Genomic DNA, 21,628 nt, shown 5'->3' on the forward strand with positions numbered 1-21,628 from the left:
CCACGAATACTGAACGGACCCCGCCATGTATCAGTACGACCAATATGACCAGCGCATCGTCAACGAGCGCGTCGCCCAGTTCCGTGACCAGGTGCGCCGCCGCCTGTCGGATGAGCTGACCGAAGAAGAATTCCTGCCGCTGCGCCTGCAGAACGGCCTGTACATGCAGCGCCATGCCTACATGCTGCGCGTGGCGATTCCGTACGGCCTGCTGGCTTCGAAGCAGCTGCGCAAGCTGGCCCATATCGCGCGCGAGTACGACCGCGGCTATGGCCACTTCTCGACGCGCCAGAACATCCAGTACAACTGGATGGAACTCGAGCGCGTGCCCGACGTGCTGGCCGAACTCGCCAGCGTCGAGATGCACGGCATCCAGACCTCGGGCAACTGCGTGCGCAACATCACCACCGACCACTTCGCTGGTGTCGCGCCGGACGAGTCGGTCGACCCGCGCGTGCTGGCCGAACTGCTGCGCCAGTGGAGCACGTTCCAGCCGGAATTCGCGTTCCTGCCGCGCAAGTTCAAGATCGCGATCTCGGCCTCGAAGGACGACCGCGCCGTGGTGCAGATGCATGACATCGGCATCTACGTCTACAAGAACGACGCCGGCGAGACCCGCATCCGCGTGCTGGCCGGTGGCGGCCTGGGCCGTACCCCGATCCTCGGCACGATCATCAAGGACGACCTGCCGTGGCAGCACATGCTGACCTACGTCGAGTCCGCCATCCGCGTGTACAACCGCTATGGCCGCCGCGACAACAAGTACAAGGCGCGCATCAAGATCCTGGTCAAGGCCATCGGCGCCGAGAAATTCGCACAGGAAGTCGAAGAGGAATGGCAGTACAGCAAGGACGGCCCCGGCACGCTGACGCAGGATGAGTTCGACCGCGTGGCGCAGTACTTCACGCTGCCGGCCTATGAAAAGCTGGCCGACACCGACGCCTCGTACGAGAAGCACCTGCTCGAAGACAAGGCCTTCGCGCGCTGGGTGAGCCGCAGCGTGCACGGCCACAAGGTCCCGGGCTACGCCGCCGTGACGCTGTCGACCAAGCCGGGTCCGGTCTCGCCTCCGGGTGACGCCACCGCCGAGCAGATGGAAGCCGTGGCCGACCTGGCCGACCGTTTCGGCTTCGGCGAACTGCGCGTCGCGCACGAGCAGAACCTGGTGCTGCCGGACGTGAAGAAGCACGACCTGTACGACCTGTGGCAGCTCGCGAAGAAGGCTGGCCTGGCCACGGCCAACATCGGCCTGCTGACCGACATCATCGCCTGCCCGGGCGGCGACTTCTGCTCGCTGGCCAATGCCAAGTCGATCCCGATCGCGCTGGCCATCCAGGAGCGTTTCGACAACCTGGACTTCGTCCATGACCTGGGCGAAGTGTCGCTGAACATCTCGGGCTGCATCAACGCCTGCGGCCACCATCATGTCGGCAACATCGGCATCCTTGGCGTCGACAAGGACGGCTCCGAGTGGTACCAGGTCACGCTGGGCGGTGCCCAGGGCAACAGCACCGCGCTGGGCAAGGTCATCGGCCCGTCGTTCAGCGCCGAGGAAATGCCGGACGTGATCTCGCGCATCATCGAGACCTTCGTGGCCAACCGCATCGAAGACGAACGTTTCATCGAAACCGTGAACCGGATCGGCCTCACCCCGTTCAAGGAACGCGTGTACGCCGACAAGCAGCCGCGCGAGCGCGCCGAAGCCTGAGGACCGGAGAAAGACACATGGCAAAGATCATTCAACTGCAACGCACCGCCGACGCGGTCACCCCGGTCATCGTCGAAGACAACTGGACCGTGCTGCGTGGCGCCGAAGGCCAGCCGCTGACCGACGAGCAGATCACCGCCGCCGTGCAGGGCCAGGACGCCGTCCTGTTCCCGCTGACGGTGTGGAAGTCGCATCAAGACCTGCTGGCCGGCCGCGCGCGCGAGCGCACCGGCGTGTGGCTGGCCCCCGAGGACGAGCCGGGCGATGCCCAGGCGCTGTTCGACGGCGTGGCCGTGGTCGCGGTGGATTTCCCGGTGTTCCGCGATGGCCGCGGTTTCTCCACCGCCTACCTGCTGCGCACGCGCTACCAGTGGAAGGGCCAGCTGCGCGCCATCGGCGACGTGCTGCGCGACCAGCTCAACTTCATGAAGCGCTGCGGCTTCGACACCTTCGCGGTGCGTGCCGACAAGAACATCGACGACGCCATCAAGGGCTTCACCGAGTTCACCGTGGCGTACCAGGCTTCGGTCGACGAGCCGCTGCCGCTGTTCCGCCGTGCACGCGCCGAGGTTGGCGCAAGGGAATCGGCATGAGCGCTGCATTGAGCGACATCGCGGTGGTGGATGCCGGTGCGCCGGCATCGGCGCTGCGTCCCACGCTGTGGACCATGCCCGAGTACACGGGCAGCGTGGCCGCGCTGGAAGAGAAGGAGCGCGAGCTGGCGAGCCGCCTGTCGGGCATTGCCGCACGTTTCTTCCGCGCGCGCTTCGCCACCAGCCTCGCCGCCGAGGACATGGTGCTGACCGACGCGATCCTGCGCGGCACGCAGGCCGTGCGCGCGGGCATCCGGGTGTTCACGCTGAACACCGGGCGCCTGCATGCGGAGACGCTGGCTGTGCTGGACCAGGTGACCGGTCACTATGGCTACACCATCGAGCAATACACGCCGGATTCGGAGGCAGTGGAAAACTACCTCAGGAAGCACGGCTTGAACGCTTTCTACGACAGCGTCGAACTGCGCAAGGATTGCTGCGGCATCCGCAAGGTGGAGCCGCTGAACCGCGCGCTGTCGCACGCCGACGCCTGGATGACCGGCCAGCGCCGCGAGCAGGCCGTCACGCGCGCCGAGCTGCCGTTCGAAGAGATGGACGACGCCCGCGGCATCCCCAAGTTCAATCCGCTCGCGGACTGGACCGAGGCCGAGGTATGGGCTTACCTGAAGCGCCACAACGTACCGGTCAACGCGCTGCATGCCAAGGGCTACCCCAGCATTGGCTGCGAACCTTGTACGCGCGCCGTGCGCGCAGGCGAGGACGTGCGCGCCGGGCGCTGGTGGTGGGAGAGCAAGGACTCGAAAGAGTGCGGGCTCCACGAACAGAACATCAAGCATTGAGATTGGGGCCGAACGACATGGGCATCATGAACGACATCGCAAGCGCCGCCAGCAGCGTGGCGCACCTGCTGCAGGTACAGAACGACCACCTCGACCGCCTCGAGGCCGAGTCGATCTACATCATCCGCGAGGTGGTGGCCGAGTGCCGCAACCCGGCACTGCTGTTCTCGGGCGGCAAGGACTCGATCGTCATGCTGCACCTGGCGCTGAAGGCCTTCCGCCTCGGCGAGCGCAAGACCGAGCTGCCGTTCCCGCTGGTGCACATCGATACCGGCCACAACTACCCGGAAGTGATCACCTTCCGTGACCAGCGCGTGGCCGAACTCGGCGCGCGCCTGGTGGTGGGCCATGTGGAGGATTCGATCAAGCGCGGCACCGTACGCCTGCGCAAGGACACCGATTCGCGCAACGCGGCGCAAGCCGTGACGCTGCTGGAAACCATCGCCGAGCATCAGTACGACGCGCTGATGGGCGGCGCCCGCCGCGACGAAGAGAAGGCCCGCGCCAAGGAGCGCATCTTCTCGTTCCGCGACGAGTTCGGCCAGTGGGACCCGAAGGCCCAGCGCCCCGAGCTGTGGAGCCTCTACAACGCGCGCATGGCGCAGGGCGAGCAGATGCGCGTGTTCCCGATCTCGAACTGGACCGAGCTGGACGTGTGGCAGTACATCGCCCGCGAAAAGCTGGCGCTGCCGCCGATCTACTACACGCACCAGCGTGAAGTGGTACGCAAGAACGGCCTGCTGGTGCCGGTGACGCCGATCACGCCGAAGCAGGACGGCGACGTCAGCGAAGTGCTGTCGGTGCGCTTTCGCACCGTGGGCGACATCAGCTGCACCTGCCCGGTGGCCAGCACGGCGGATTCGCCGGAAGCGATCATCGCCGAAACGGCCGTGACCGAGATCACCGAGCGCGGCGCCACGCGCATGGACGACCAGACCAGCGAGGCGTCGATGGAACGCCGCAAGAAGGAAGGCTATTTCTAAGCCGACGCAGCCAAGGATTCAGACATGACTCACCAATCTACCCACCAGGGCCTGCTGCGTTTCATCACCGCGGGCTCCGTCGACGACGGCAAGAGCACGCTGATCGGCCGCCTGCTGTTCGACAGCAAGGCCGTGCTGTCCGACCAGCTGACCGCGCTGGCCAATGCCAAGAACAAGCGCACCGCCGGCGAACAGATCGACTTCTCGCTGCTGACCGACGGCCTTGAGGCCGAGCGCGAGCAGGGCATCACGATCGACGTGGCGTACCGCTACTTCTCGACCGCGCGCCGCAAGTTCATCATCGCCGATACGCCGGGCCACGAGCAGTACACCCGCAACATGGTCACGGGCGCCTCGACCGCGCATGCGGCGATCGTGCTGGTGGATGCCACCCGCGTGACGGTCAAGGACGGCCGCGCTGAACTGCTGGCACAGACCAAGCGCCATTCGGCCATCCTGAAGCTGCTTGAACTGCAGCACGTGATCGTGGCCGTCAACAAGATGGACCTGGTCGACTACAGCGAAGCGCGCTTCAACGAGATCCGCACGGCCTATGCCGAGCTGGCCGAACAGCTCGGCCTGAAGGATGTGCGCTACGTGCCCGTGTCGGCGCTGCGCGGCGACAACATCGTGCACGCCAGCGACGCCATGCCGTGGTACCAGGGCGAGTCGCTGCTGCCGCTGCTTGAAGAACTGCCGGTGGAAGAGGCTGCGCCGGAGGGCGACACCGCGCTGCGCTTCCCGGTACAGCTGGTGATCCGCCAGGACGGCTCGCAGTCGGACGATTTCCGCGGCTACGCCGGCCGTGTCGAGGCAGGCACCGTGCGCGTGGGCCAGAAGCTGCGCGTGCTGCCGGCCAATCGCGATGCGGTGGTGGCCGAGGTCCTGACGCCGAATGGCGCCGCCGATTCCGCCAGTGCCGGCGATACCGTGACGGTGCGCCTGGCCGAGGACGTCGATGTATCGCGTGGTGACATGTTCGTCGCCGCCGACGCGACCGCGGCCTCCGCCAAGAAGCTGCAGGCCGACCTGTGCTGGTTCGACGACGAATCGCTGAACCCGTCGCGCAAGTACGTGCTCAAGCACACCACCGCCAGCGTGTTCGCGCGTGTGTCGGCTGTGGATCGCGTGCTGGACGTGCATACGCTGTCGCACGAGACCGGCCGCCACGATATCCGCCTGAACGATATTGGCTCGGTGCAGCTCTCGCTGCAGAAGCCGATTGTCTGCGACACCTATGGTGACAACCCGGCGACCGGCGCCTTCGTGCTGATCGACGAGGCGACCAATCACACGGTGGCCGCGGGCATGATCCGTGCATACTCCTGAGCGTTACGACACACAGTCAATCGCAAGCGCAAGGGGCAGACGATGAGCAAGACAGGCAAAGCGACCGGCAAGGTCTACCTGATCGGGGCAGGTCCCGGGGCGGCGGATCTCATTACGGTGCGTGGTGCACGGTTGTTGGGCGAAGCCCAGGTCGTGCTGCATGACGCATTGGTATCGCCGGAGATGCTGGCCTGGTGTCCGCAAGCGAAGCTGGTGGAAGTGGGCAAGCGCTGCGGCAAGCGTTCGACGGCGCAGCTGTTCATCAACCGCCAGATCGTCGACATGGCCACCAAGTTCGAACGCGTGGTGCGCCTGAAGGGCGGCGATCCGATGCTGTTCGGCCGTGCCGACGAAGAGCTGCAGGCGCTGGAAGCAGCGGGCATCGAGTATGAGGTGGTGCCGGGCATTACTGCCGCGCTGGCGGCCGCTTCGGCTATCGCCAAGCCGCTGACCAAGCGCGGCGTGTCGCGCAGCGTTGCGTTTGCCACGCAGGCCAAGGCCGCGGACGGCACGGAAGTGCCGGCTGCGGCGGCCGACATCGAGGCCGATGTACGCGCTGACACGCTGGTCTACTACATGGGCCGCGACCAGGCCGCGGCCATCGCGGCGCGGCTCATCGCACACGGCAAGGCGCCATCGACGCCGGCATGGGTGGTGGAGTCGGTCAGTACCGCGCGCCAGCGCAGCCATGCGTTTACGCTGCAGCAGATGGCGGCGGGCGAGGCGGCTGGCTGGATCGACCCGGCACAACCGAGCCTGCTGATGATTGGCGAGGCGCTGGCGGCGCGGGCGACCGAGCCGGTGCTGGATCATCAGACGGAGCCTGTTGCGGCGAAAGCGGCCTGAGGCCGCGTAGCCGTACGAAAGAGAAACCGGGCAACTGCCCGGTTTTTCATGCGCCGCCAGTTGCGGCCGGCGCGAGCGATGCCACGCAGTACGCGGCAATCGCATCGAGGACACTGTCATCCTCGCCTACTGCGGCCGCGCAGCGAATCGACAAGGCAGGATATTGCTGCCTGCACGTATCAATGAGCGCCGGCAGGTCGCGCCGAATGTGGCCACCTTGCCCGAAGAACACTGGCACCACAGTGACCTCATCGATGCCATCGGCAGCCAGTTCAGAAAGGGCCTCCTGCAACTGCGGCGACATCAATTCCAGGAAGGCCAGCCGCACCGGCATCCCCGGCAAGGCGGCGCCGAGCTTCTGCGCCAGCCGGTCGAACGGTTCGCGCCAGCGCACATCGCGCGCCCCGTGCGCGAACAACACGAGGGCCGGGCGGATGGGCGTGGCTGTGGTCAGCGGCATCGCGGCCCTTGTGTCAATGACGATCCACCCAGCGCAGCGCAGTCAGCGCCAGCAGCAGGTACAGCGTTCCGGGCACCAGCGCCGAAAGGATCGGTGGCCAGGTATGCAGCAAGCCCACGTGCGAAAACAGCGTATTCGACAGGTGGAACGACAGCCCCAGCATGATCCCGCCGAACACCTTCACGCCGACCGCGCCCGCACGCGCGTGCAGGTAGGCGAAGGGCAGGGCGAGGGCCATCATGACGAACAGGGTCAGCGGGTAGACCACTTTCTTCCAGAAGGCGATCTCGTAGCGCTGCGTGTCCTGCTTGTTGTCGCGCAGGTGCCGGATATAGCGGAACAGGTCCAGCGTCGACATGCGTTCGGGCGTGACCAGCAGCACGGACAGGATCTGCGGCGTCAGCTCCGAGTGCATGGTGATGCTGGGGAACTTGACCTGCTCGGCGCGAAACACGGGCGCGAGCCCGTCGCCAGGCGCGTTGGCCGGCTTGCCCAGTTCCGAGAAGCGCGTCTCGTTGACATCGCTCAGCAGCCACGACTGGGCGCCCTGGTAACGGCCTTCCTTCACCACCCGGATGACGCGCAGGCGGTACTGGGCATCGAACTCATAAACCGTGATGCCGGTGATGGTCTGGTCCGGCCGCAGCCCGGCCACGTTGACGAAGCGCGTGATCTCGCCATCGCCCTTCGGATCCTTGTCGCGGTCCTTGACCCAGACGCCGGAACGGAAGTCCGACGATACCGTGGCACCGATGGCTTCCAGCTTGACCTTCTGCGCGAACTGCTCGGCCCGGGGGCCGATGAACTCGCCGAAGATGAACGTGATGAGGGCCAGTGGTACCGCCAGCTTGAACAGCGAGAACAGCGCCTGCCGCGTATTCAGGCCCGCCACCCGGAAAATCGTGAACTCCGACTGGCTGGCCAGTTGCGAGAAGACGTAGATCGCGCTGATCAGCACCGCGATCGGCAGCACCTCGTAGACCCGCGTCGGCGCCTGCAGCAGAACGTGGAAGAACGCGATCAGCGAGGTGTACTTGCCGGCAACGCTCTCGAGTTCGTTGAGCAAATCGAAGAACACGAACAGCGACAGCACCGCGAACAGGATGAAGATGAACACCCCATAGACCTGGCGCGCAAAGTAGCGCTCATAGACGCGCAGCACCCTCATGCCGTGCCCCCCTTGGCGGGCGCGGGCCGATGCCCGAACACGGCGCGCCAGCCGCCCAGGCTGCGGTTCTGCCGGTAACGGAACATCACCAGCGCGGCCAGGAACACCGCCAGGTGGATCGGCCACCAGGCCAGCCAGAACGGGACCGAGCCCGAGCGCACCCAGGACTGGGCCAGGTTGATCATGTTGCTGTAAGTCAGGTAGATCAGCACCGCGAACACCAGCGGCGTGTAGCGGCCGAGCCGCGGGTTCACGTACGCCAGCGGGATGGCGATCATCACGAAATTGAAGGCAAGGATCGGCAGGGAAATGCGCCAGAGCAGCTCGCCCAGGTTCTCGCGTGTGGGATTGCGCAACAGGTCGATGGTGTCACGGCTTTTTGGCGGCACCGAGTTCTGGCTTTCGGGTGGCTTATTGTCCACCTTGACGGCATAGCGCTCGAACTCGACGATGCGATAGTCGATCTGGCCCGGCGTGCCGGCATAGCGGCGGCCATTCTCCATGACCACCAGGCGGTCGCCGTTGGGCATGGTCTCGAATTTGCCCTGGTGGGCCAGCGCGACCCCGACCTTGCCGGCCTCGGCATTGGCGACAAAGACGTTGCGCGCGTACTGCATGTTGGCGTCGATGCCTTCGATGAACAGCACGTAGTTGCCGTTGGACGGTTCGATGAAGCGACCCGCGGCAATCATCGACAGCACGCCGCGCTGCTCGAAGCGGTCGCGGAACAGTGCGCTCTGCTGGTTGGCCCACGGCCACGCGAACACGCCGAGCAACAGCGACAGCAGGATGAACGGCGCCGCGAACTGCAGCACCGGCTTGACCAGGTCGCGCAGCGAGATGCCGGCCGAGAACCACACCACCATCTCGGAGTCCTTGTACCAGCGCGTGAGCACGATCAGGGTCGAGATGAAGAGCGTGGCCGAGAGCAGGATCGACAGATAGCCGATCGTGGCCAGGCCGATCAGGATCAGCACGTCGTTGGGACTGGCCTTGCCGTTGGCGGCCAGGCCCAGGATACGGATCACAAGCGACGTGAGCATGAAGGTCAGCATCACCAGGAACACCGCGCCGGCGGTGTAGGCGAGCTCGCGTCGCAGGGCTTGTTGAAGGATCATGCGGTGTCGGTTCCGGGCTGCCGGCCGGCGCGGGCGATGTGCCGTGTGTCAAGTGCCTCGCAGGACAGCGGGCTGGCGGCGGGGCGGATCGGCAGCGGCAGGTCGCGGATAAAAATCGCGGATAATGGGGGCTTTCGTGACTACAAGCCCCTAGAAGGAAGCGCGATGGAATTTAGCACAAAAGCCCTGGATTGGAGCAAAGCCGGCCAAAATGGTTTCCTGGCGACCAAGACCGACTGCCTGGTGGTCGGCGTGTTCGAAGGACAGAACCTGGCGGGGGTCGCCAAGGCCCTTGACGTGGCCACCAAGGGCTTGGTCGCACGCTTGCTGAAGCAGGGCGACTTCGAAGGCAAGCGCGGCACGCAGCTTACGCTGCACGAAGTGGCCGGCGTGGGCGCGGCCCGCGTACTGCTGGTCGGCCTGGGCAAGGAAGCGGACTTCAGCGACAAGGCGTTTGCCGAATCCGTGCGCACGGCCGTGCGTGCCTTGTCGGCCACGCGCGCGACGTCGGCGCTGTGGTGCCTGTCGCAGCAGCCGCCGCAGCAGCGCGACATCGGCTGGGCCGTCATCACGACGATCACATTGGTGCGCGACGCGGGCTACCGCCTGCTGGAGCGTCACCCGGGCCTGAAGCGCGCCAACGGCAAGCCGGGTGCGCCCGACAAGCCGACGCTGCGCAAGGTGGTGCTGGCCGTGGACGCCAACGATGCCAAGGCCGCGACCCAGGCCGTGGTGCGTGGCACGGCCATCGCCAACGGCATGGAACTGACCCGCGACCTGGGCAACCTGCCGTCCAATATCTGCACCCCGACCTACCTGGCCAACACGGCGCGCGCCATTGCCAAGCGCCACAAGCTCAAGGTGGAAGTGCTCGGCCGCAAGCAGATGGAAGCGCTCAACATGGGCTCGTTCCTGGCCGTGACCAAGGGCAGCGTCGAGCCGCCGCAGTTCATCGTGCTGCGCTATGACGGCGCGGGCGCCAAGCAGGCGCCCGTGGTGCTGGTGGGCAAGGGCATCACCTTCGATACCGGCGGCATCTCGCTCAAGCCGGGCGAGGGCATGGACGAAATGAAGTACGACATGTGCGGCGCGGCCTCGGTGCTTGGCACGCTGCAGGCCGTGGCCGAGATGGGCCTGAAGCTCAACGTGATTGCCGTCGTGCCGACCTGCGAGAACATGCCCAGCGGCATCGCCACCAAGCCGGGCGACGTGGTGACCAGCATGTCGGGACAGACCATCGAGATCCTGAACACCGACGCCGAAGGCCGCCTGATCCTATGCGATGCGCTGACCTACGTCGAGCGCTTCAAGCCGGCCGCGGTGGTCGACGTGGCCACGCTGACCGGCGCCTGCATCATCGCGCTGGGCCACATCAACAGCGGTCTCTACGCCCGTAACGACCTGCTCGCCGACCAGCTGCTGCAGGCGGGCCGCAAGTCCATGGACCCGGCCTGGCGCATGCCGCTGGACGACGAGTACCAGGACCAGCTCAAGTCGAACTTCGCCGACATGGCGAATATCGGCGGCCGCCCGGCCGGCAGCGTGACCGCCGCCTGCTTCCTGGCACGCTTCACCGAAAAGTACGACTGGGCCCACCTGGACATCGCCGGCACGGCCTGGAAGAGTGGAGCGGCCAAGGGTGCCACCGGGCGCCCGGTGCCGCTGCTGGCCCAGTTCCTGATGGATCGCGCCGCCTGACGGGCGCAAGGGACAGGCAGTCATGACGCGCATCGATTTCCACAGCAACGTGCCGGACAAGCTGGGCTATGTCTGCCGGCTGGTCCGCAAGGCATACAGCGCTGGCCAGAAGGTAGTGGTACACGGCCAGCCGCCGCAGCTCGCGGAACTCGACGCGCGGCTGTGGACCTTCTCGCCGCTGGACTTCCTGCCGCACTGCGGCGTGGACAGTCCCAATGCGGCCGTCACGCCGATCGTGCTGGCCGCGCAGCTGGACGGGCTGCCGCACCATCAACTGCTGATCAACCTGGACTCGCAGGCACCGGCGCAGTTCGCCAGTTTTGAACGCCTGATCGAAGTGGTGGGTGCCGGCGACGAAGACCGCGAGGCGGGGCGCGAGCGCTACCGCTTCTACCGTGAACGCGGTTATCCGCTGACGCACCACGACCTCGGCCAGCCCAAGGGAGATTCCGCATGAGCGAACGCACGACCTCGCGGGTGATCCCGCGGCTCGGGCCCAACGACAGCATTCCGCTGCTGACCGAAGTGGTGGAGTTTCCGGATGCCGCCGCCGCGCCATCCGAGGATGGGGTCATCGATACGGCAGGCATGGCGGAGTCGGGCGTGGTCACGTATGTGGGCGACACCGGGGAGCCCGATGCGCTGGCGATACCGGTTTTGATGGATGAGGTGGAAGACGGCGATACCGCGTTGCCGGTGACCGATCCTGAAGACATCGCTGTGTCGGGTCGCTATTTGTCGGATGCGCCCGGCGAGGATGATCTGCGCGCCATGCGTTCCGAGTTGCTGACACGCGTCATGATGCGCTTTCGCACGGAGTGGCCGCAGGTGGTGGAAGCGCATACCGAGGCCACGCTGCGCGCGCGGTTGGCGCCGCTTACCGCGCAGCTCGCGGCTGAACTGACCCAGGCGCTGGAGGCTCGGCTGGTCGAGTGGCTGGATGCGACGCTGGAGGAGATTGAGAAGGATCCGGGGGGAATGTGAGGAGGGTGTCCTTGGCCCGGCACTGGTCGCGCTTTCGCATCATCGCCTACGGCTGCGCTGCGCGCGGCTCAGCAGCCGCGACGCTTCGCGCAACCGTCCTCTCAATCGGTCACCGCCCCCTTGCTCGCGGTTGACGCCAGCCGCGAAAATTTCGCCAGGACTCCACGCGTATAGCGCGGCGCGGGCGGTTTCCATTCGGCCCGGCGCCGTGCCAACTCTTCATCCGACACATTGACCTGCAGCACCAGCTTGTGTGCGTCAATCGTGATCGAATCCCCTTCCTGTACCAGTGCGATCGTCCCGCCTACATAAGCTTCAGGCGCGACGTGGCCAACCACCATGCCCCACGTGCCACCCGAGAAGCGGCCATCCGTAATAAAGCCCACGGATTCGCCGAGGCCCTTGCCGATGATGGCGGAGGTCGGCGCCAGCATCTCCGGCATGCCCGGCCCGCCCTTGGGACCCAGGTAGCGCAGCACCAGCACGTCGCCGGCGTTGATCTTGTCAGCCAGGATCGCGTCCATGGCGCTCTGCTCGTCTTCAAACACGCGCGCCGGTCCGGTGATAACGGGGTTCTTCAGACCCGTGATCTTTGCGACCGCACCTTCCGCGGCCAGGTTGCCCTTCAGAATTGCCAGGTGGCCTTCGGCGTATAGTGCCTTGTCGATCGGCATGATCACGTCCTGGTCCGCGCGCGGCTGGTCGGGCACGTGCTCCAGTTCCTCGGCCAGCGTGCGGCCGGTGATGGTCAGGCAGTCGCCATGCAGCAGCCCGGCCTTCAGCAGGATCTTCATCACCTGCGGGATGCCGCCGGCCTTGTGCAGGTCGGTGGCCACATACTGGCCCGATGGCTTCAGGTTGCAGATCACCGGCACCTTGCGGCGGATGCGCTCGAAATCGTCAATGGTCCATTCGACTTCGGCCGAGTGCGCTATGGCCAGGTAATGCAGCACGGCATTGGTCGAGCCGCCGGTCGCCATGATCAGGGCGACCGCATTCTCGATCGACTTGCGCGTGATGATGTCGCGCGGCTTGATGTCCTGCTTGACGGCCTCGACCAGCACGCGCGCCGATTCGGCCGCACTGTCGACTTTTTCCTGGTCAGGGTTGGCCATCGTCGACGAGTACAGCAGCGACATGCCAAGCGCCTCGAACGACGAACTCATCGTGTTGGCCGTGTACATGCCACCGCAGGAACCCGTGGACGGGCAGGCGTTCTTTTCCACGCCCTCGAAGTCTTCCTCGCTCATGCGGCCGGCGGTGAACTCGCCCACGGCCTCGAATGACGACACGATCGTCAGGTCCTTGCCCTTCCAGTTGCCCGGCCGGATGGTGCCGCCATAAACGTAGATGCTGGGCACATTGGTGCGCGCCATCGCGATCATGCCGCCCGGCATGTTCTTGTCGCAGCCGCCGATCACGACCACGCCATCCATCCACTGGCCCTGCGCGGCGGTCTCGATGCAGTCGGCAATGACCTCGCGCGAGATCAGCGAGTACTTCATGCCCTCGGTGCCCATCGACATGCCATCGGAGATGGTCGGCGTGCCGAACACCTGCGGATTGGCCCCGGCGGCCTTCACGGCGTCGATCGCGGCATCGGCAAGGCGCTGCAACCCCGCGTTGCACGGCGTGATCGTCGAATGACCGTTGGCGATGCCGACCATCGGCTTGTCGAAGTCTTCCTTCTGGTAGCCGAGGGCGTAGTACATCGAGCGGTTCGGGGAACGGGCCACGCCTTGCGTGATGTTCTTGGAGCGCTTGTTGAATGCCATGGTGGGGTCTCCGGGGGATGTCTCTCGGCCGCCCGCACGCCGCACGGGCGCAGGCAGGGCAATGTTGTGCCGAAAGAATGCGACTTGCGTTTTGGCGTGTCAAATATATTATTTGACCGTTATTGAGTCGAAAAACATATCAGGAGCGGCATTGGACCTGCGCCAGCTGCGGTACTTCGTCACGGTGGCGGAAGAGTTGCATTTCGGGCGCGCGGCCACGCGGCTGGCCATGACGCAGCCGCCACTTTCGCAGCAGATCCAGTCGCTGGAAGAGGAAATCGGCGTGCAGCTGTTCGCGCGCACGCGCCGCTCGGTGATGCTGACGCCCGCCGGGCAGCAATGGCTGCCCGAAGTGCGGCGCGTGCTGGCGGACGCGTCGGCGCTGCCAGCGCTCGCCCAACGGTTCGCGCGGGGGGAAATCGGCTCGCTGGCGCTGGCGTTCGTCAGCACGGCCGACTACGGCATCCTGCCCGACCTGCTGCGGCATTTCCGCGCACGGCATCCGGAAGTCCAGCTGCAGTTGCGCGAGGCCACCAGCGATATCCAGCTGGAGGCACTGATCGACGGCAGCATCGATGCCGGGCTGGTCATCCGCCCGCAGTTGCCGGCCATGCCGCACGGCCTGTCCTACCTGCCGCTGGTCAGCGAACCGCTGGTGCTGGCGGTGCCGGATGGCTGGCGGCCCGCACAGGGCGCCGCATCGTTCGATGGCAAGGTCTCGCTGCGCGACGCCGCGCACGAACCGCTGGTCATTTTCCCGCGACGAAGCGCGCCGGTGTTTTATGACATCATTACGGGCTACTATGCGCGCGACGGCTTGTCGCCAGTGATCGCGCAGGAAGCCATCCAGATGCAGACCATCGTGAGCCTGGTGTCTGCAGGCATGGGGGTGGCGCTGGTGCCGGCCTCGCTCTGCAACCTTCGCCGCACCGGCGTGTCGTACCTCGCATTGCGCGAGGCGGGGCCGCAGATCGAGACCGGACTGGTCTGGCGCGAGGGCGCCGCCGGCGTTGCGCCGGCGCTGCGTTCCCTGATCGACATCGCGAGCGGGCTGGCCTTCGCGGGACCTGTGGGTTCCGTGGCTGCCGGGCCTTTACAACTTCCACCCACCTCACCATGCTGATTCATCCCCAATTCGATCCGGTCGCCATCCATCTCGGCCCGCTTGCCATCCGCTGGTACGGGCTCATGTACCTGGCCGGATTCATCATGTTCCTGTGGTTCGGGCGCCTGCGCATCCACCAGCCGCATATGGCGGCGAAGGGCTGGGTCACTCGCGATCTCGATGACATGCTGTTCTTCGGCGTGCTGGGCGTGATACTGGGCGGCCGGCTCGGCTATGTGCTGTTCTACAAGCCGTCGTACTACCTGTCGCATCCGCTGGAGATCTTCAAGGTGTGGGAAGGCGGCATGGCCTTCCACGGCGGCTTTCTCGGCGTGCTGGTCGCCATGTGGCTGTTCGCGCGGCTGCGCAAGCGCCATTGGCTGGAGGTGACCGACTTCATCGCGCCGATGATCCCGTGCGGGCTGGCGGCCGGCCGCATCGGCAATTTCATCAACGGCGAGCTGTGGGGCCGGCCCACCGACCTGCCGTGGGGCATGATCTTCCCGCAGGCAGGCGACAACATTCCGCGCCATCCGTCGCAGCTCTACCAGTTCGCCGGCGAGGGCGTGGCGCTGTTCATCATCCTGTGGCTGTTCGCACGCAAGCCGCGGCCGATGGGCGCGGTGTCGGGCGTGTTCCTGATCGGCTATGGCGCCTTCCGTTTCGCCGTCGAGTTCGCGCGCGAGCCGGACAATTTCCTGGGCCTGCTGGCGCTGCACTTGTCCATGGGCCAGTGGCTGAGCCTGCCGATGATCCTGATCGGGATCGGGATGGTGGTGTGGGCGTATCGCCGCCAGCCGCGTCCCGCAGAGGAACAGCCCGCGGCGGGAACGGGCGCCTGACAGGGCGTCCGCGCGCGGTCAGCTGCCTGCCGCGCGCAATGCCTCGATCCGTTCGCGCGTGTGCGGATGCGTGGAAAGGAAATCATCCCTCTCGGGTTCTTCCGCCTTGCCGGCGGGCGCGGCCGCGTCCTTCTGCGCGCCGCGGTTCTGGTTCTCCAGCGCAATCAGGACATCGGCGAGCGCTGACAGTGGCAGCCGGTTGCGCTGCAGGATCTCGATGGCATAGGCATCCGCCTCGCGTTCATGCTCGCGCGAATAGCGCAGCGTCAGCATCGCGGCGGGCACGCCAGCCAGCACCGACGAATAGTCGCCGAACATGTAGGCCGCCAGCGCGCCGACCGCCGATGCCTGGATAACCTGCTGCAGGCCGTGGCGTCGTGCAACATGGCCAGCCTCGTGTGCGAGCACCCCGAGCATGCCGGCGCCTGTCCCCGCCAACCCTACCAGTTCGTCCGTGACCACGATGGTGCCGCCGGGCAGGGCCAGCGCATTGGCGCCGAGACGCCCGCCGCGGCGGAACACGATCTGGTAATCATGGCCCGGATCGTCGGGCCGCTTCAGCCCGGCAAAGCCCGTGCGGATGCGCGCCTGTTCCCCGGCAGGCAGGCGCGTGGGCTCGACCACGCCGTTGTCCAGGCTGGCCAGCGTGGCGCGCCCGAGCTGCGCCTCGAGCGCGGGCGGCACGGCGCGCGCGATCTGCGACGAACCCCACGGCAGCACGACGTAATAGCCCAGCACGAACACGGCAACCAGCGCCGCCACGGCCATGCCCGCCATGCGCCAGCTGTTTTGCGCCTTGACCACCCAGCCTTCCCGATGCCCCGTTTCGGCAAGCAGCCGGTCGAACCCGTTGTGGTCGCTGACCTGGCAGAAGGCGCCGTCCGCGAACGTGACCAGGCGCGGCGCGCGCCGGACACGCTCCGATACGCGCAGCGACGACAGTGCCGCGCGCCGCAGTTCCGCGCCATCGGCATCGCGCAGCACGGCCTGGCCGGCGTCCACGGCCAGCGTGGCCGGGTGCGCCCGGGAAGAGCGGCCATCGAAGTAGGTGACGGGAATCATCGGCGCCATGTCATCGGCGAATCATTTCGGAATCTGTTGCGCGCAGGCTCACAGTGCGATGTCGATGTCGTACCAGTCCGCCGCGGCATCGCCGAGTGCGCCTACGCTCTCGGCCTGCCCCGCAACGAAGGCATCCAGCGGCGCGCGCGCCAGCAGCGACATGCGTTCCACGCGGTAGCGCGCAGACCTGACCCGGGCGAACGGCAGGAACAGGCCCAGGGTCAGTGTGATGGCAACCATGTTGGTCAGGAAAATATAGAACAGACGGCTTGCCTTCACCTCGCTGAGGAAGCCGTGCGGGGCCAGGGTGGTGTGGTTCCACACCACATTCTGCAGCCGGGCGGTGAAGTAGGGCCCGATAGCCAGGAACGAGGCGTAGATGCCGAGTGCTCCGACCAGGCCCGCAAGCATCGAGGCGGCTTCGTTCCCGCGCGCCGCTGCGGCGAGCCCGGCGGCGCCGAGGGCGGCAACAATCAGCACCAGAACTGTCAGCCCGCAGCCACGCAGGTAGACGCTGTAGAAATCCCCGGAAACCGCGCTGAAGGCGAATGGCGCGGTGCCGAAGCGCACGTGGTTATGCTGGTAGCGCTTCAGGCGCTGATGCGCCAGCGGTGCCAGCGCGCCAAGCGTGAACACCGTCAGCAACGGCCACAGCACGAACACCTTGTACGCCTCGGCGTCGCCGCCAGTGAAGGCGAAGCGCAGGCCGCGATAGCTCGTGTTCGCCATGCGGAAGCGCAGCGACCGGACCAGCAGCAGCGGGAACGCCGCGGCCAGCGCCAGGGCCAGCAGGACGGCCAGCAGCGGCGACACCTTGCCAGCGAGCTGGAGCGCGAGTGCCAGCACGAACACGATGGCGCGCCCCTTGAGGATGGCCGTCGGCTTGCCGTGGTAATCGAACGTCGCCCCGTCCAGGCTGGTGTTGCGATAGAAGTACTGCAACGTGCGGACCTTGGCCCACGCGGAGTAGATGCCGAACGTGACGATGGTCAGCAGGGTGTTGACGATCCAGATCCGGAAATATTCCGATCCTGTGCCGGTGAAGGCGAGCCGCAAGATGCTGGCCTCGACCGTGGGCGTCGAGGGAGGCCGGGCGCGGTCAGGCGTTTCCGGGCAAGCGGGGACTGCGCTGGTGTCGCCGGTTTGCATGGTCGGAATTCCCTCGGGTCGGATCGCGGACGTCGTGCCGCGTTGTTTCATCAGCGCAACCAATTTGCGCGTGTCGATTGTGCCTTACTCCCCATACGGCTGGTATTTGAACTGGCAAATTCGCCACAAATGCCAGTGTCTTCAAGGCCTCCCCAACTTCCCGACCTGTCCCGGACAGGAACAGTGTCGTAACAGTCTAGAAACATTCTGTTACATCGATACGGCTTTGTAACAAGTTTCTCATCATCGACTTCAATTAAAACAAGGGTTTAGCATTCGTGGCACGATCCTCGCTAACTCTTCTGTTACAACAGAGCGGGCTATGCCGAAGTCCGCCAGGACGGCGCCAGGGAGGATCTGCCGGTCAGGCAGGGGCACCGGACCACAACGACGGCAGACGGGAAAATCTGCGCACCGGTGTGCGCCAACAGGGGGGCGCAGGGTCTGCGCCGGGAGTCCATGACCCACGCGGGACGATGCCTATCCAGGCGTTGGCCGGCGATGAAATAGTCCGCAGCTGTTCTTTCAGGCGCGGGCGGATGCTGGCGGGGAGGCCTGGCATCCGCCCGCCGCACCTCTGCCCATTCCCGAATCGATCTCGCTGGCCCATCCGCCGCTGCGGCGCAGCATCGAAATGCCTTGCCTGATACTTCCAGTTATTCATAATTATGAATTATGGAGACCCCTGCACAACGTGCGGAACGGTCTGGACTGATCCTGGCGGAGGCCCATGCGTATCGTCCAGCAGGCGCTGTATCTCGAAGTGGCGGACCGCATGCGCGGCATGATCGATGCGCACGCGCTCGTTCCCGGAGCATGGATCGACGAAAGCACGCTCGCCGGGCAACTCGGCATTTCCCGCACGCCGCTGCGCGAAGCGCTCAAGGTGCTTGCCGCCGAGGGGCTGGTTCGCCTGGAGCCGAGGCGCGGCTGCTTCGTCAACGAGCTGTCCGAGCGCGATCTCGACGAAATCTTCCCGCTCATGGCGCTGCTGGAAGGACGCTGTGCCTACGAGGCCGCGCGCAACGCGACCGCGCAGGACCTGGAGGCGCTCGAAGGGTTGCACGCGGAACTCGCGCGGCATGCCGGCGCGGGCGAGATCGATGCCTACTACGAGACCAATTTCCAGATCCACGAAGCGATCCAGCGGCTGGCCGGCAACCGCTGGCTGTCGGGGCTGATCAGCGACCTGCGCAAGGTGCTGCGCCTGTCGCGGCACAAGAGCCTGAAATTGCCGGGGCGCATCAACGAGTCCTGTGCCGAACACCTGAGCATCTTCGCTGCGCTCAAGGCGCACGACCCCGAAGGCGCGGAAGCCCTGATGAAGACGCATCTGCTTCGCCAGCGTGCCGCACTGACGACGCTGACGGCGCTGGACCGTAGCGTACGGGCCGAAGGGGCCGCGCTGCATGCATTCCCCAACGTTGCTTCACGCACCCAGGCAGGTACCCCATGAGCGCCCTCGACTCCGGTGACCAGAAGATCAGCGCCCCGCTGGGCGTCAGCGAACCGTCAGGCCCCAACCTGTTGTCCAGGATCGGACGCTGGTGGGGCCGCAAGGGCGAAGCCGAGGCGACGCCCGCATCGGCCAGGGACGCGGAGGCGGCGCCGTTACCCGCGCGCGTGGCGCGCCGCCAGCGTGAACAATTGCGGCTTTGCCTGGATGCGCGGCTGACCGACGGCAATGCCAATGCCGCCGCCCAGGCCTGGCAGGCCGAATACGAAGCCGCGGACGAGGGCCGGCGTCGCGGCATGCTCGAAGTGCTGGCGGAGGTGGCCGGCGGTACGGCTTCCGAGGATGGCGCTGCGGACGCTGACAAGCCCGCCAGGCCGGCGCAGGCCTTGTCGCATGCGCGTATCCGCTTCTTCAAGCGGCTCGCCGCGCTGCATGGCCAGCGTGGCAACAGTGCCTGCGGCCTGCATTTCCTGATCCACCTGCGTGCCGACATGCTGCGCTGGCAACGGCGTCTTCCCGGCTTGCGCGTGCTCGATGAAGACCTGGAAGCCCTGTTCTCCAACTGGTTCGACGTGGGCCTGCTCGAGTTGCAGCCCATCACCTGGGACTCGCCGGCGTCGTTGCTCGAGAAGCTGATCCGCTACGAAGCGGTGCATGAAATCTCGTCGTGGACCGACCTGCGCAACCGCCTCGATTCCGACCGCCGCTGCTATGCATTCTTCCATCCGCGCATTCCGCGCGAGCCGCTGATCTTCGTGGAAGTCGCCTTCGTGCCGGAGATGGCGGCCAATGTGCAGACCCTGCTCGACGAGGCCGCGCCGCTGGAAGACCTGCGCCGCGTGAAGTGGGCCATCTTCTATTCGATCTCGAATACGCAGGCCGGATTGCGCGGCGTGAGCTTCGGCAACTTCCTGCTCAAGCGCGTGATCGAGGAACTGCAACGCGAGTTTCCCAAGGTCAGGCAGTTCGCCACGCTGTCGCCGATCCCGGGGTTTGCCGACTGGCTGCGCAAGCAGGACGGCACCACCGTGGCCGAGGCGCTCGGTGCCAGGCGAGTGGCGCGCTGGCAGGATCGGCACGGCCCGGCGCCGGCCGATGGCGCGGGCTGGCTCGCCGCGTTGCCAGCCGATTCCCAGGACGCCGTGGTGCGTGACACCGCGCTGTCGCTCGCCGCGCATTACCTCGTGCGCGAGCGCAGCCAGTCCATGCCCGCGGACCCGGTGGCGCGCTTCCACCTGGGCAACGGCGCTTGCGTGGAACGGCTGAACTGGGGCGGGGACCTGTCGCGAAAAGGCTGCAGCCAATCGTGCGGCATGATGGTGAATTACCTTTACGCGCCCGAGGCACTGGATGACAATCTAGCGCGCCTTGGCGAAGGCAACCCGCGCACCAGCCGTGCTGTCGCGAAGCTGCTGTGACTCTGGTCAGGTCACGTAAAACACGCCATGGCATCGCCGTTCCCTGACCGCCGGGGGCGGCCTTTGACGGGATTGACAACAAGCAGTACCCGAACCAACTTTCCAATTCGAGAGAAAGGGAGACAGTGAAGATGAATCGTCGTCAGTTCAGCCTGGCCGCGTGCGCGCGCGCCGCCGTCGTGGTCGCCGGCGTTGCCGGCATGGCCGGGCAGGTACCCTCCGCGCTGGCGGATACCTGGCCGTCCAAGCCGGTCACGGTGATCGTGCCGTTCCCGGCAGGCGGTGGCACCGATGCCTTTGCCCGTCCGCTGACCGCGCAGCTTTCCAAGCAGCTCGGCAAGCAGTTCGTCATCGACAACCGCGGCGGCGCTGGCGGCACCCTGGGCGCGAGCCTCGCGGCCAAGGCCGCGCCGGATGGCTACACCGTCTTCATCGGCGGCGCGCACCACGCGATCGCGCCGTCGTTCTACAAGAAGCTCGACTACGACATCGAGAAGGACTTCATCCCCGTCACCGTGATTGCGCAACCGCCGCAGGTCGTGGTGGTGAATCCGTCGCGCGTGCAGGCCAACAACCTGCAGGAGCTGCTCGACTATGCGCGCAAGAATCCCGGCAAGCTGAACTACGGCTCGGCGGGCAATGGCTCGTCGCACCACCTTGCGGGCGAATTGTTCAAGCTACAGACCAAGACCTTCATCACGCATATCCCCTACAAGGGTGCGGGCCCGGCGTTGTCGGACCTGATCGCCGGCCAGGTGGACATGGTGTTCGACGGCCTTGGCTCGTCCGCGCAACACATCCGCGCGGGGCGCATCAAGGCCCTGGCGGTGGCATCGGCCAAGCGCTCGCCGGCGTTCCCGAACGTGCCGACCGCGGCCGAGGCGGGCGTGCCGAACTACGAGGTCTCGACCTGGTACGCGATGTGGGTGCCCAAGGGCACGCCCAAGGAGATCGTCGACCGACTTTACATCGAGACTGAAAAGGCCCTGAACACGCCGGATATCAAGCAGGTCTGGATCAGCAACGGCTCGGAAACGCCACAGTTCACGCAGGAGCAGTTCGCGCAGTTCCAGCGCAGCGAGATCAAGCGCTGGGCCCAGGTGGTGCAGGCCTCGGGCGCCAAGATCGACTAAG

The 21,628-nt window shown here is 66.1% G+C and carries 20 protein-coding genes; 14 read left to right on the forward strand and 6 right to left on the reverse strand.

All coding sequences use genetic code 11. From position 1 onward, the window contains the following. The first annotated feature begins 25 nt into the window (after window positions 1-25). Genes AC3FKH_RS04740 through cobA form a run of 6 tightly spaced genes read left to right on the forward strand, consistent with a single transcriptional unit; the run spans window position 26 to window position 6,259 of the window. On the forward strand, window positions 26-1,708 hold the full coding sequence (locus AC3FKH_RS04740) for a nitrite/sulfite reductase (RefSeq protein WP_488673350.1): 1,683 nt from the start codon (window positions 26-28) through the stop codon (window positions 1,706-1,708). 17 nt (window positions 1,709-1,725) lie between these two features. Beyond that, entirely contained in the window at window positions 1,726-2,301 is a 576-nt protein-coding gene (locus AC3FKH_RS04745) for a DUF934 domain-containing protein (RefSeq protein ID WP_488673352.1), read from the forward strand. Further along, the gene (locus tag AC3FKH_RS04750; protein WP_488673354.1) at window positions 2,298-3,101 is read left to right on the forward strand and encodes a phosphoadenylyl-sulfate reductase; all 804 of its coding nucleotides are present in this window, start codon (window positions 2,298-2,300) and stop codon (window positions 3,099-3,101) included. Before AC3FKH_RS04745 ends, AC3FKH_RS04750 begins: the two co-directional genes overlap by 4 nt. A gap of 17 nt (window positions 3,102-3,118) precedes the next feature. Continuing rightward, window positions 3,119-4,084 carry a sulfate adenylyltransferase subunit CysD gene (gene cysD, locus AC3FKH_RS04755; RefSeq protein WP_488673356.1) on the forward strand — a complete coding sequence of 322 codons (966 nt, stop codon included), beginning with the start codon at window positions 3,119-3,121 and terminating at the stop codon, window positions 4,082-4,084. Window positions 4,085-4,108: 24 nt separating this feature from the next. Then, a complete protein-coding gene (locus AC3FKH_RS04760) occupies window positions 4,109-5,413 on the forward strand; it encodes a sulfate adenylyltransferase subunit 1 (protein WP_488673358.1) in 1,305 nt (434 codons plus the stop codon). Window positions 5,414-5,455: 42 nt separating this feature from the next. Further along, window positions 5,456-6,259 carry a uroporphyrinogen-III C-methyltransferase gene (gene cobA, locus AC3FKH_RS04765; protein ID WP_488673359.1) on the forward strand — a complete coding sequence of 268 codons (804 nt, stop codon included), beginning with the start codon at window positions 5,456-5,458 and terminating at the stop codon, window positions 6,257-6,259. 46 nt (window positions 6,260-6,305) lie between these two features. Here the strand turns inward: cobA and AC3FKH_RS04770 are convergent, their stop codons facing one another. The 3 genes from AC3FKH_RS04770 to lptF are packed head-to-tail and all read right to left on the reverse strand — an operon-like array spanning window position 6,306 to window position 9,005. Continuing rightward, window positions 6,306-6,719 (reverse strand): sirohydrochlorin chelatase, encoded by a 414-nt coding sequence (locus tag AC3FKH_RS04770; RefSeq protein WP_488673361.1) that lies wholly within the window; start codon window positions 6,717-6,719, stop codon window positions 6,306-6,308. Window positions 6,720-6,732: 13 nt separating this feature from the next. Continuing rightward, a complete protein-coding gene (gene lptG, locus AC3FKH_RS04775; RefSeq protein ID WP_488673363.1) occupies window positions 6,733-7,887 on the reverse strand; it encodes an LPS export ABC transporter permease LptG in 1,155 nt (384 codons plus the stop codon). Beyond that, a complete protein-coding gene (lptF, locus tag AC3FKH_RS04780; protein ID WP_488673365.1) occupies window positions 7,884-9,005 on the reverse strand; it encodes an LPS export ABC transporter permease LptF in 1,122 nt (373 codons plus the stop codon). Before lptF ends, lptG begins: the two co-directional genes overlap by 4 nt. Window positions 9,006-9,170: 165 nt before the next feature. Here lptF and AC3FKH_RS04785 point away from each other — a divergent pair, with 165 nt between their 5' ends. From AC3FKH_RS04785 to AC3FKH_RS04795, 3 genes are read left to right on the forward strand one after another with little or no spacing between them, the layout of a single operon-like run. After that, window positions 9,171-10,703, forward strand: coding sequence for a leucyl aminopeptidase (locus tag AC3FKH_RS04785; RefSeq protein ID WP_488673367.1), 1,533 nt, complete (start codon window positions 9,171-9,173; stop codon window positions 10,701-10,703). 22 nt (window positions 10,704-10,725) lie between these two features. Then, window positions 10,726-11,160, forward strand: a complete 435-nt coding sequence (locus AC3FKH_RS04790; RefSeq protein ID WP_488673369.1) for a DNA polymerase III subunit chi — start codon at window positions 10,726-10,728, stop codon at window positions 11,158-11,160. Then, on the forward strand, window positions 11,157-11,687 hold the full coding sequence (locus tag AC3FKH_RS04795) for a hypothetical protein (protein ID WP_488673371.1): 531 nt from the start codon (window positions 11,157-11,159) through the stop codon (window positions 11,685-11,687). The genes AC3FKH_RS04790 and AC3FKH_RS04795 overlap by 4 nt, the downstream gene beginning before the upstream one ends. A 101-nt stretch (window positions 11,688-11,788) precedes the next feature. Here AC3FKH_RS04795 and ilvD read toward each other — a convergent pair whose 3' ends face one another. Then, window positions 11,789-13,462, reverse strand: coding sequence for a dihydroxy-acid dehydratase (ilvD, locus tag AC3FKH_RS04800; RefSeq protein ID WP_488673373.1), 1,674 nt, complete (start codon window positions 13,460-13,462; stop codon window positions 11,789-11,791). Between the two features lie 151 nt (window positions 13,463-13,613). On the opposite strand from ilvD, the gene AC3FKH_RS04805 reads away from it, so the two are divergent. Together AC3FKH_RS04805 and lgt are read left to right on the forward strand one after the other, a co-directional pair. Continuing rightward, window positions 13,614-14,585 carry a LysR family transcriptional regulator gene (locus tag AC3FKH_RS04805; RefSeq protein WP_488673375.1) on the forward strand — a complete coding sequence of 324 codons (972 nt, stop codon included), beginning with the start codon at window positions 13,614-13,616 and terminating at the stop codon, window positions 14,583-14,585. Next, on the forward strand, window positions 14,579-15,409 hold the full coding sequence (gene lgt / locus AC3FKH_RS04810; RefSeq protein ID WP_488673377.1) for a prolipoprotein diacylglyceryl transferase: 831 nt from the start codon (window positions 14,579-14,581) through the stop codon (window positions 15,407-15,409). The genes AC3FKH_RS04805 and lgt overlap by 7 nt, the downstream gene beginning before the upstream one ends. A gap of 18 nt (window positions 15,410-15,427) precedes the next feature. Here the strand turns inward: lgt and AC3FKH_RS04815 are convergent, their stop codons facing one another. Continuing rightward, entirely contained in the window at window positions 15,428-16,471 is a 1,044-nt protein-coding gene (locus AC3FKH_RS04815; protein ID WP_488673841.1) for a M48 family metallopeptidase, read from the reverse strand. 48 nt (window positions 16,472-16,519) lie between these two features. Then, complete coding sequence (locus AC3FKH_RS04820) at window positions 16,520-17,620, reverse strand: YjgN family protein (RefSeq protein ID WP_488673378.1); 1,101 nt, start codon at window positions 17,618-17,620, stop codon at window positions 16,520-16,522. 730 nt (window positions 17,621-18,350) lie between these two features. Here AC3FKH_RS04820 and AC3FKH_RS04825 point away from each other — a divergent pair. The 3 genes from AC3FKH_RS04825 (at window position 18,351) to AC3FKH_RS04835 (ending at window position 21,627) form a co-directional block, all read left to right on the forward strand. Then, window positions 18,351-19,076 (forward strand): GntR family transcriptional regulator, encoded by a 726-nt coding sequence (locus tag AC3FKH_RS04825; RefSeq protein ID WP_488673380.1) that lies wholly within the window; start codon window positions 18,351-18,353, stop codon window positions 19,074-19,076. Beyond that, on the forward strand, window positions 19,073-20,494 hold the full coding sequence (locus tag AC3FKH_RS04830) for a malonyl-CoA decarboxylase domain-containing protein (protein WP_488673382.1): 1,422 nt from the start codon (window positions 19,073-19,075) through the stop codon (window positions 20,492-20,494). Before AC3FKH_RS04825 ends, AC3FKH_RS04830 begins: the two co-directional genes overlap by 4 nt. Window positions 20,495-20,625: 131 nt before the next feature. Continuing rightward, entirely contained in the window at window positions 20,626-21,627 is a 1,002-nt protein-coding gene (locus tag AC3FKH_RS04835) for a Bug family tripartite tricarboxylate transporter substrate binding protein (protein WP_488673384.1), read from the forward strand. Window position 21,628: the final 1 nt, after the last annotated feature.

Source organism: Cupriavidus sp. 21MJTG02-4 (assembly GCF_057798975.1).

Excerpts from the sequence above, each read along its gene's own strand:
- AC3FKH_RS04740 (WP_488673350.1), top strand. The coding sequence starts at position 26 with ATGTATCAGTACGACCAATATGACCAGCGCATCGTCAACGAGCGCGTC.
- AC3FKH_RS04745 (WP_488673352.1), top strand. The coding sequence starts at position 1,726 with ATGGCAAAGATCATTCAACTGCAACGCACCGCCGACGCGGTCACCCCG.
- AC3FKH_RS04750 (WP_488673354.1), top strand. The coding sequence starts at position 2,298 with ATGAGCGCTGCATTGAGCGACATCGCGGTGGTGGATGCCGGTGCGCCG.
- cysD (WP_488673356.1), top strand. The coding sequence starts at position 3,119 with ATGGGCATCATGAACGACATCGCAAGCGCCGCCAGCAGCGTGGCGCAC.
- AC3FKH_RS04760 (WP_488673358.1), top strand. The coding sequence starts at position 4,109 with ATGACTCACCAATCTACCCACCAGGGCCTGCTGCGTTTCATCACCGCG.
- cobA (WP_488673359.1), top strand. The coding sequence starts at position 5,456 with ATGAGCAAGACAGGCAAAGCGACCGGCAAGGTCTACCTGATCGGGGCA.
- AC3FKH_RS04770 (WP_488673361.1), bottom strand. The coding sequence starts at position 6,719 with ATGCCGCTGACCACAGCCACGCCCATCCGCCCGGCCCTCGTGTTGTTC.
- lptG (WP_488673363.1), bottom strand. The coding sequence starts at position 7,887 with ATGAGGGTGCTGCGCGTCTATGAGCGCTACTTTGCGCGCCAGGTCTAT.
- lptF (WP_488673365.1), bottom strand. The coding sequence starts at position 9,005 with ATGATCCTTCAACAAGCCCTGCGACGCGAGCTCGCCTACACCGCCGGC.
- AC3FKH_RS04785 (WP_488673367.1), top strand. The coding sequence starts at position 9,171 with ATGGAATTTAGCACAAAAGCCCTGGATTGGAGCAAAGCCGGCCAAAAT.
- AC3FKH_RS04790 (WP_488673369.1), top strand. The coding sequence starts at position 10,726 with ATGACGCGCATCGATTTCCACAGCAACGTGCCGGACAAGCTGGGCTAT.
- AC3FKH_RS04795 (WP_488673371.1), top strand. The coding sequence starts at position 11,157 with ATGAGCGAACGCACGACCTCGCGGGTGATCCCGCGGCTCGGGCCCAAC.
- ilvD (WP_488673373.1), bottom strand. The coding sequence starts at position 13,462 with ATGGCATTCAACAAGCGCTCCAAGAACATCACGCAAGGCGTGGCCCGT.
- lgt (WP_488673377.1), top strand. The coding sequence starts at position 14,579 with ATGCTGATTCATCCCCAATTCGATCCGGTCGCCATCCATCTCGGCCCG.
- AC3FKH_RS04815 (WP_488673841.1), bottom strand. The coding sequence starts at position 16,471 with ATGATTCCCGTCACCTACTTCGATGGCCGCTCTTCCCGGGCGCACCCG.
- AC3FKH_RS04820 (WP_488673378.1), bottom strand. The coding sequence starts at position 17,620 with ATGCAAACCGGCGACACCAGCGCAGTCCCCGCTTGCCCGGAAACGCCT.
- AC3FKH_RS04825 (WP_488673380.1), top strand. The coding sequence starts at position 18,351 with ATGCGTATCGTCCAGCAGGCGCTGTATCTCGAAGTGGCGGACCGCATG.
- AC3FKH_RS04830 (WP_488673382.1), top strand. The coding sequence starts at position 19,073 with ATGAGCGCCCTCGACTCCGGTGACCAGAAGATCAGCGCCCCGCTGGGC.
- AC3FKH_RS04835 (WP_488673384.1), top strand. The coding sequence starts at position 20,626 with ATGAATCGTCGTCAGTTCAGCCTGGCCGCGTGCGCGCGCGCCGCCGTC.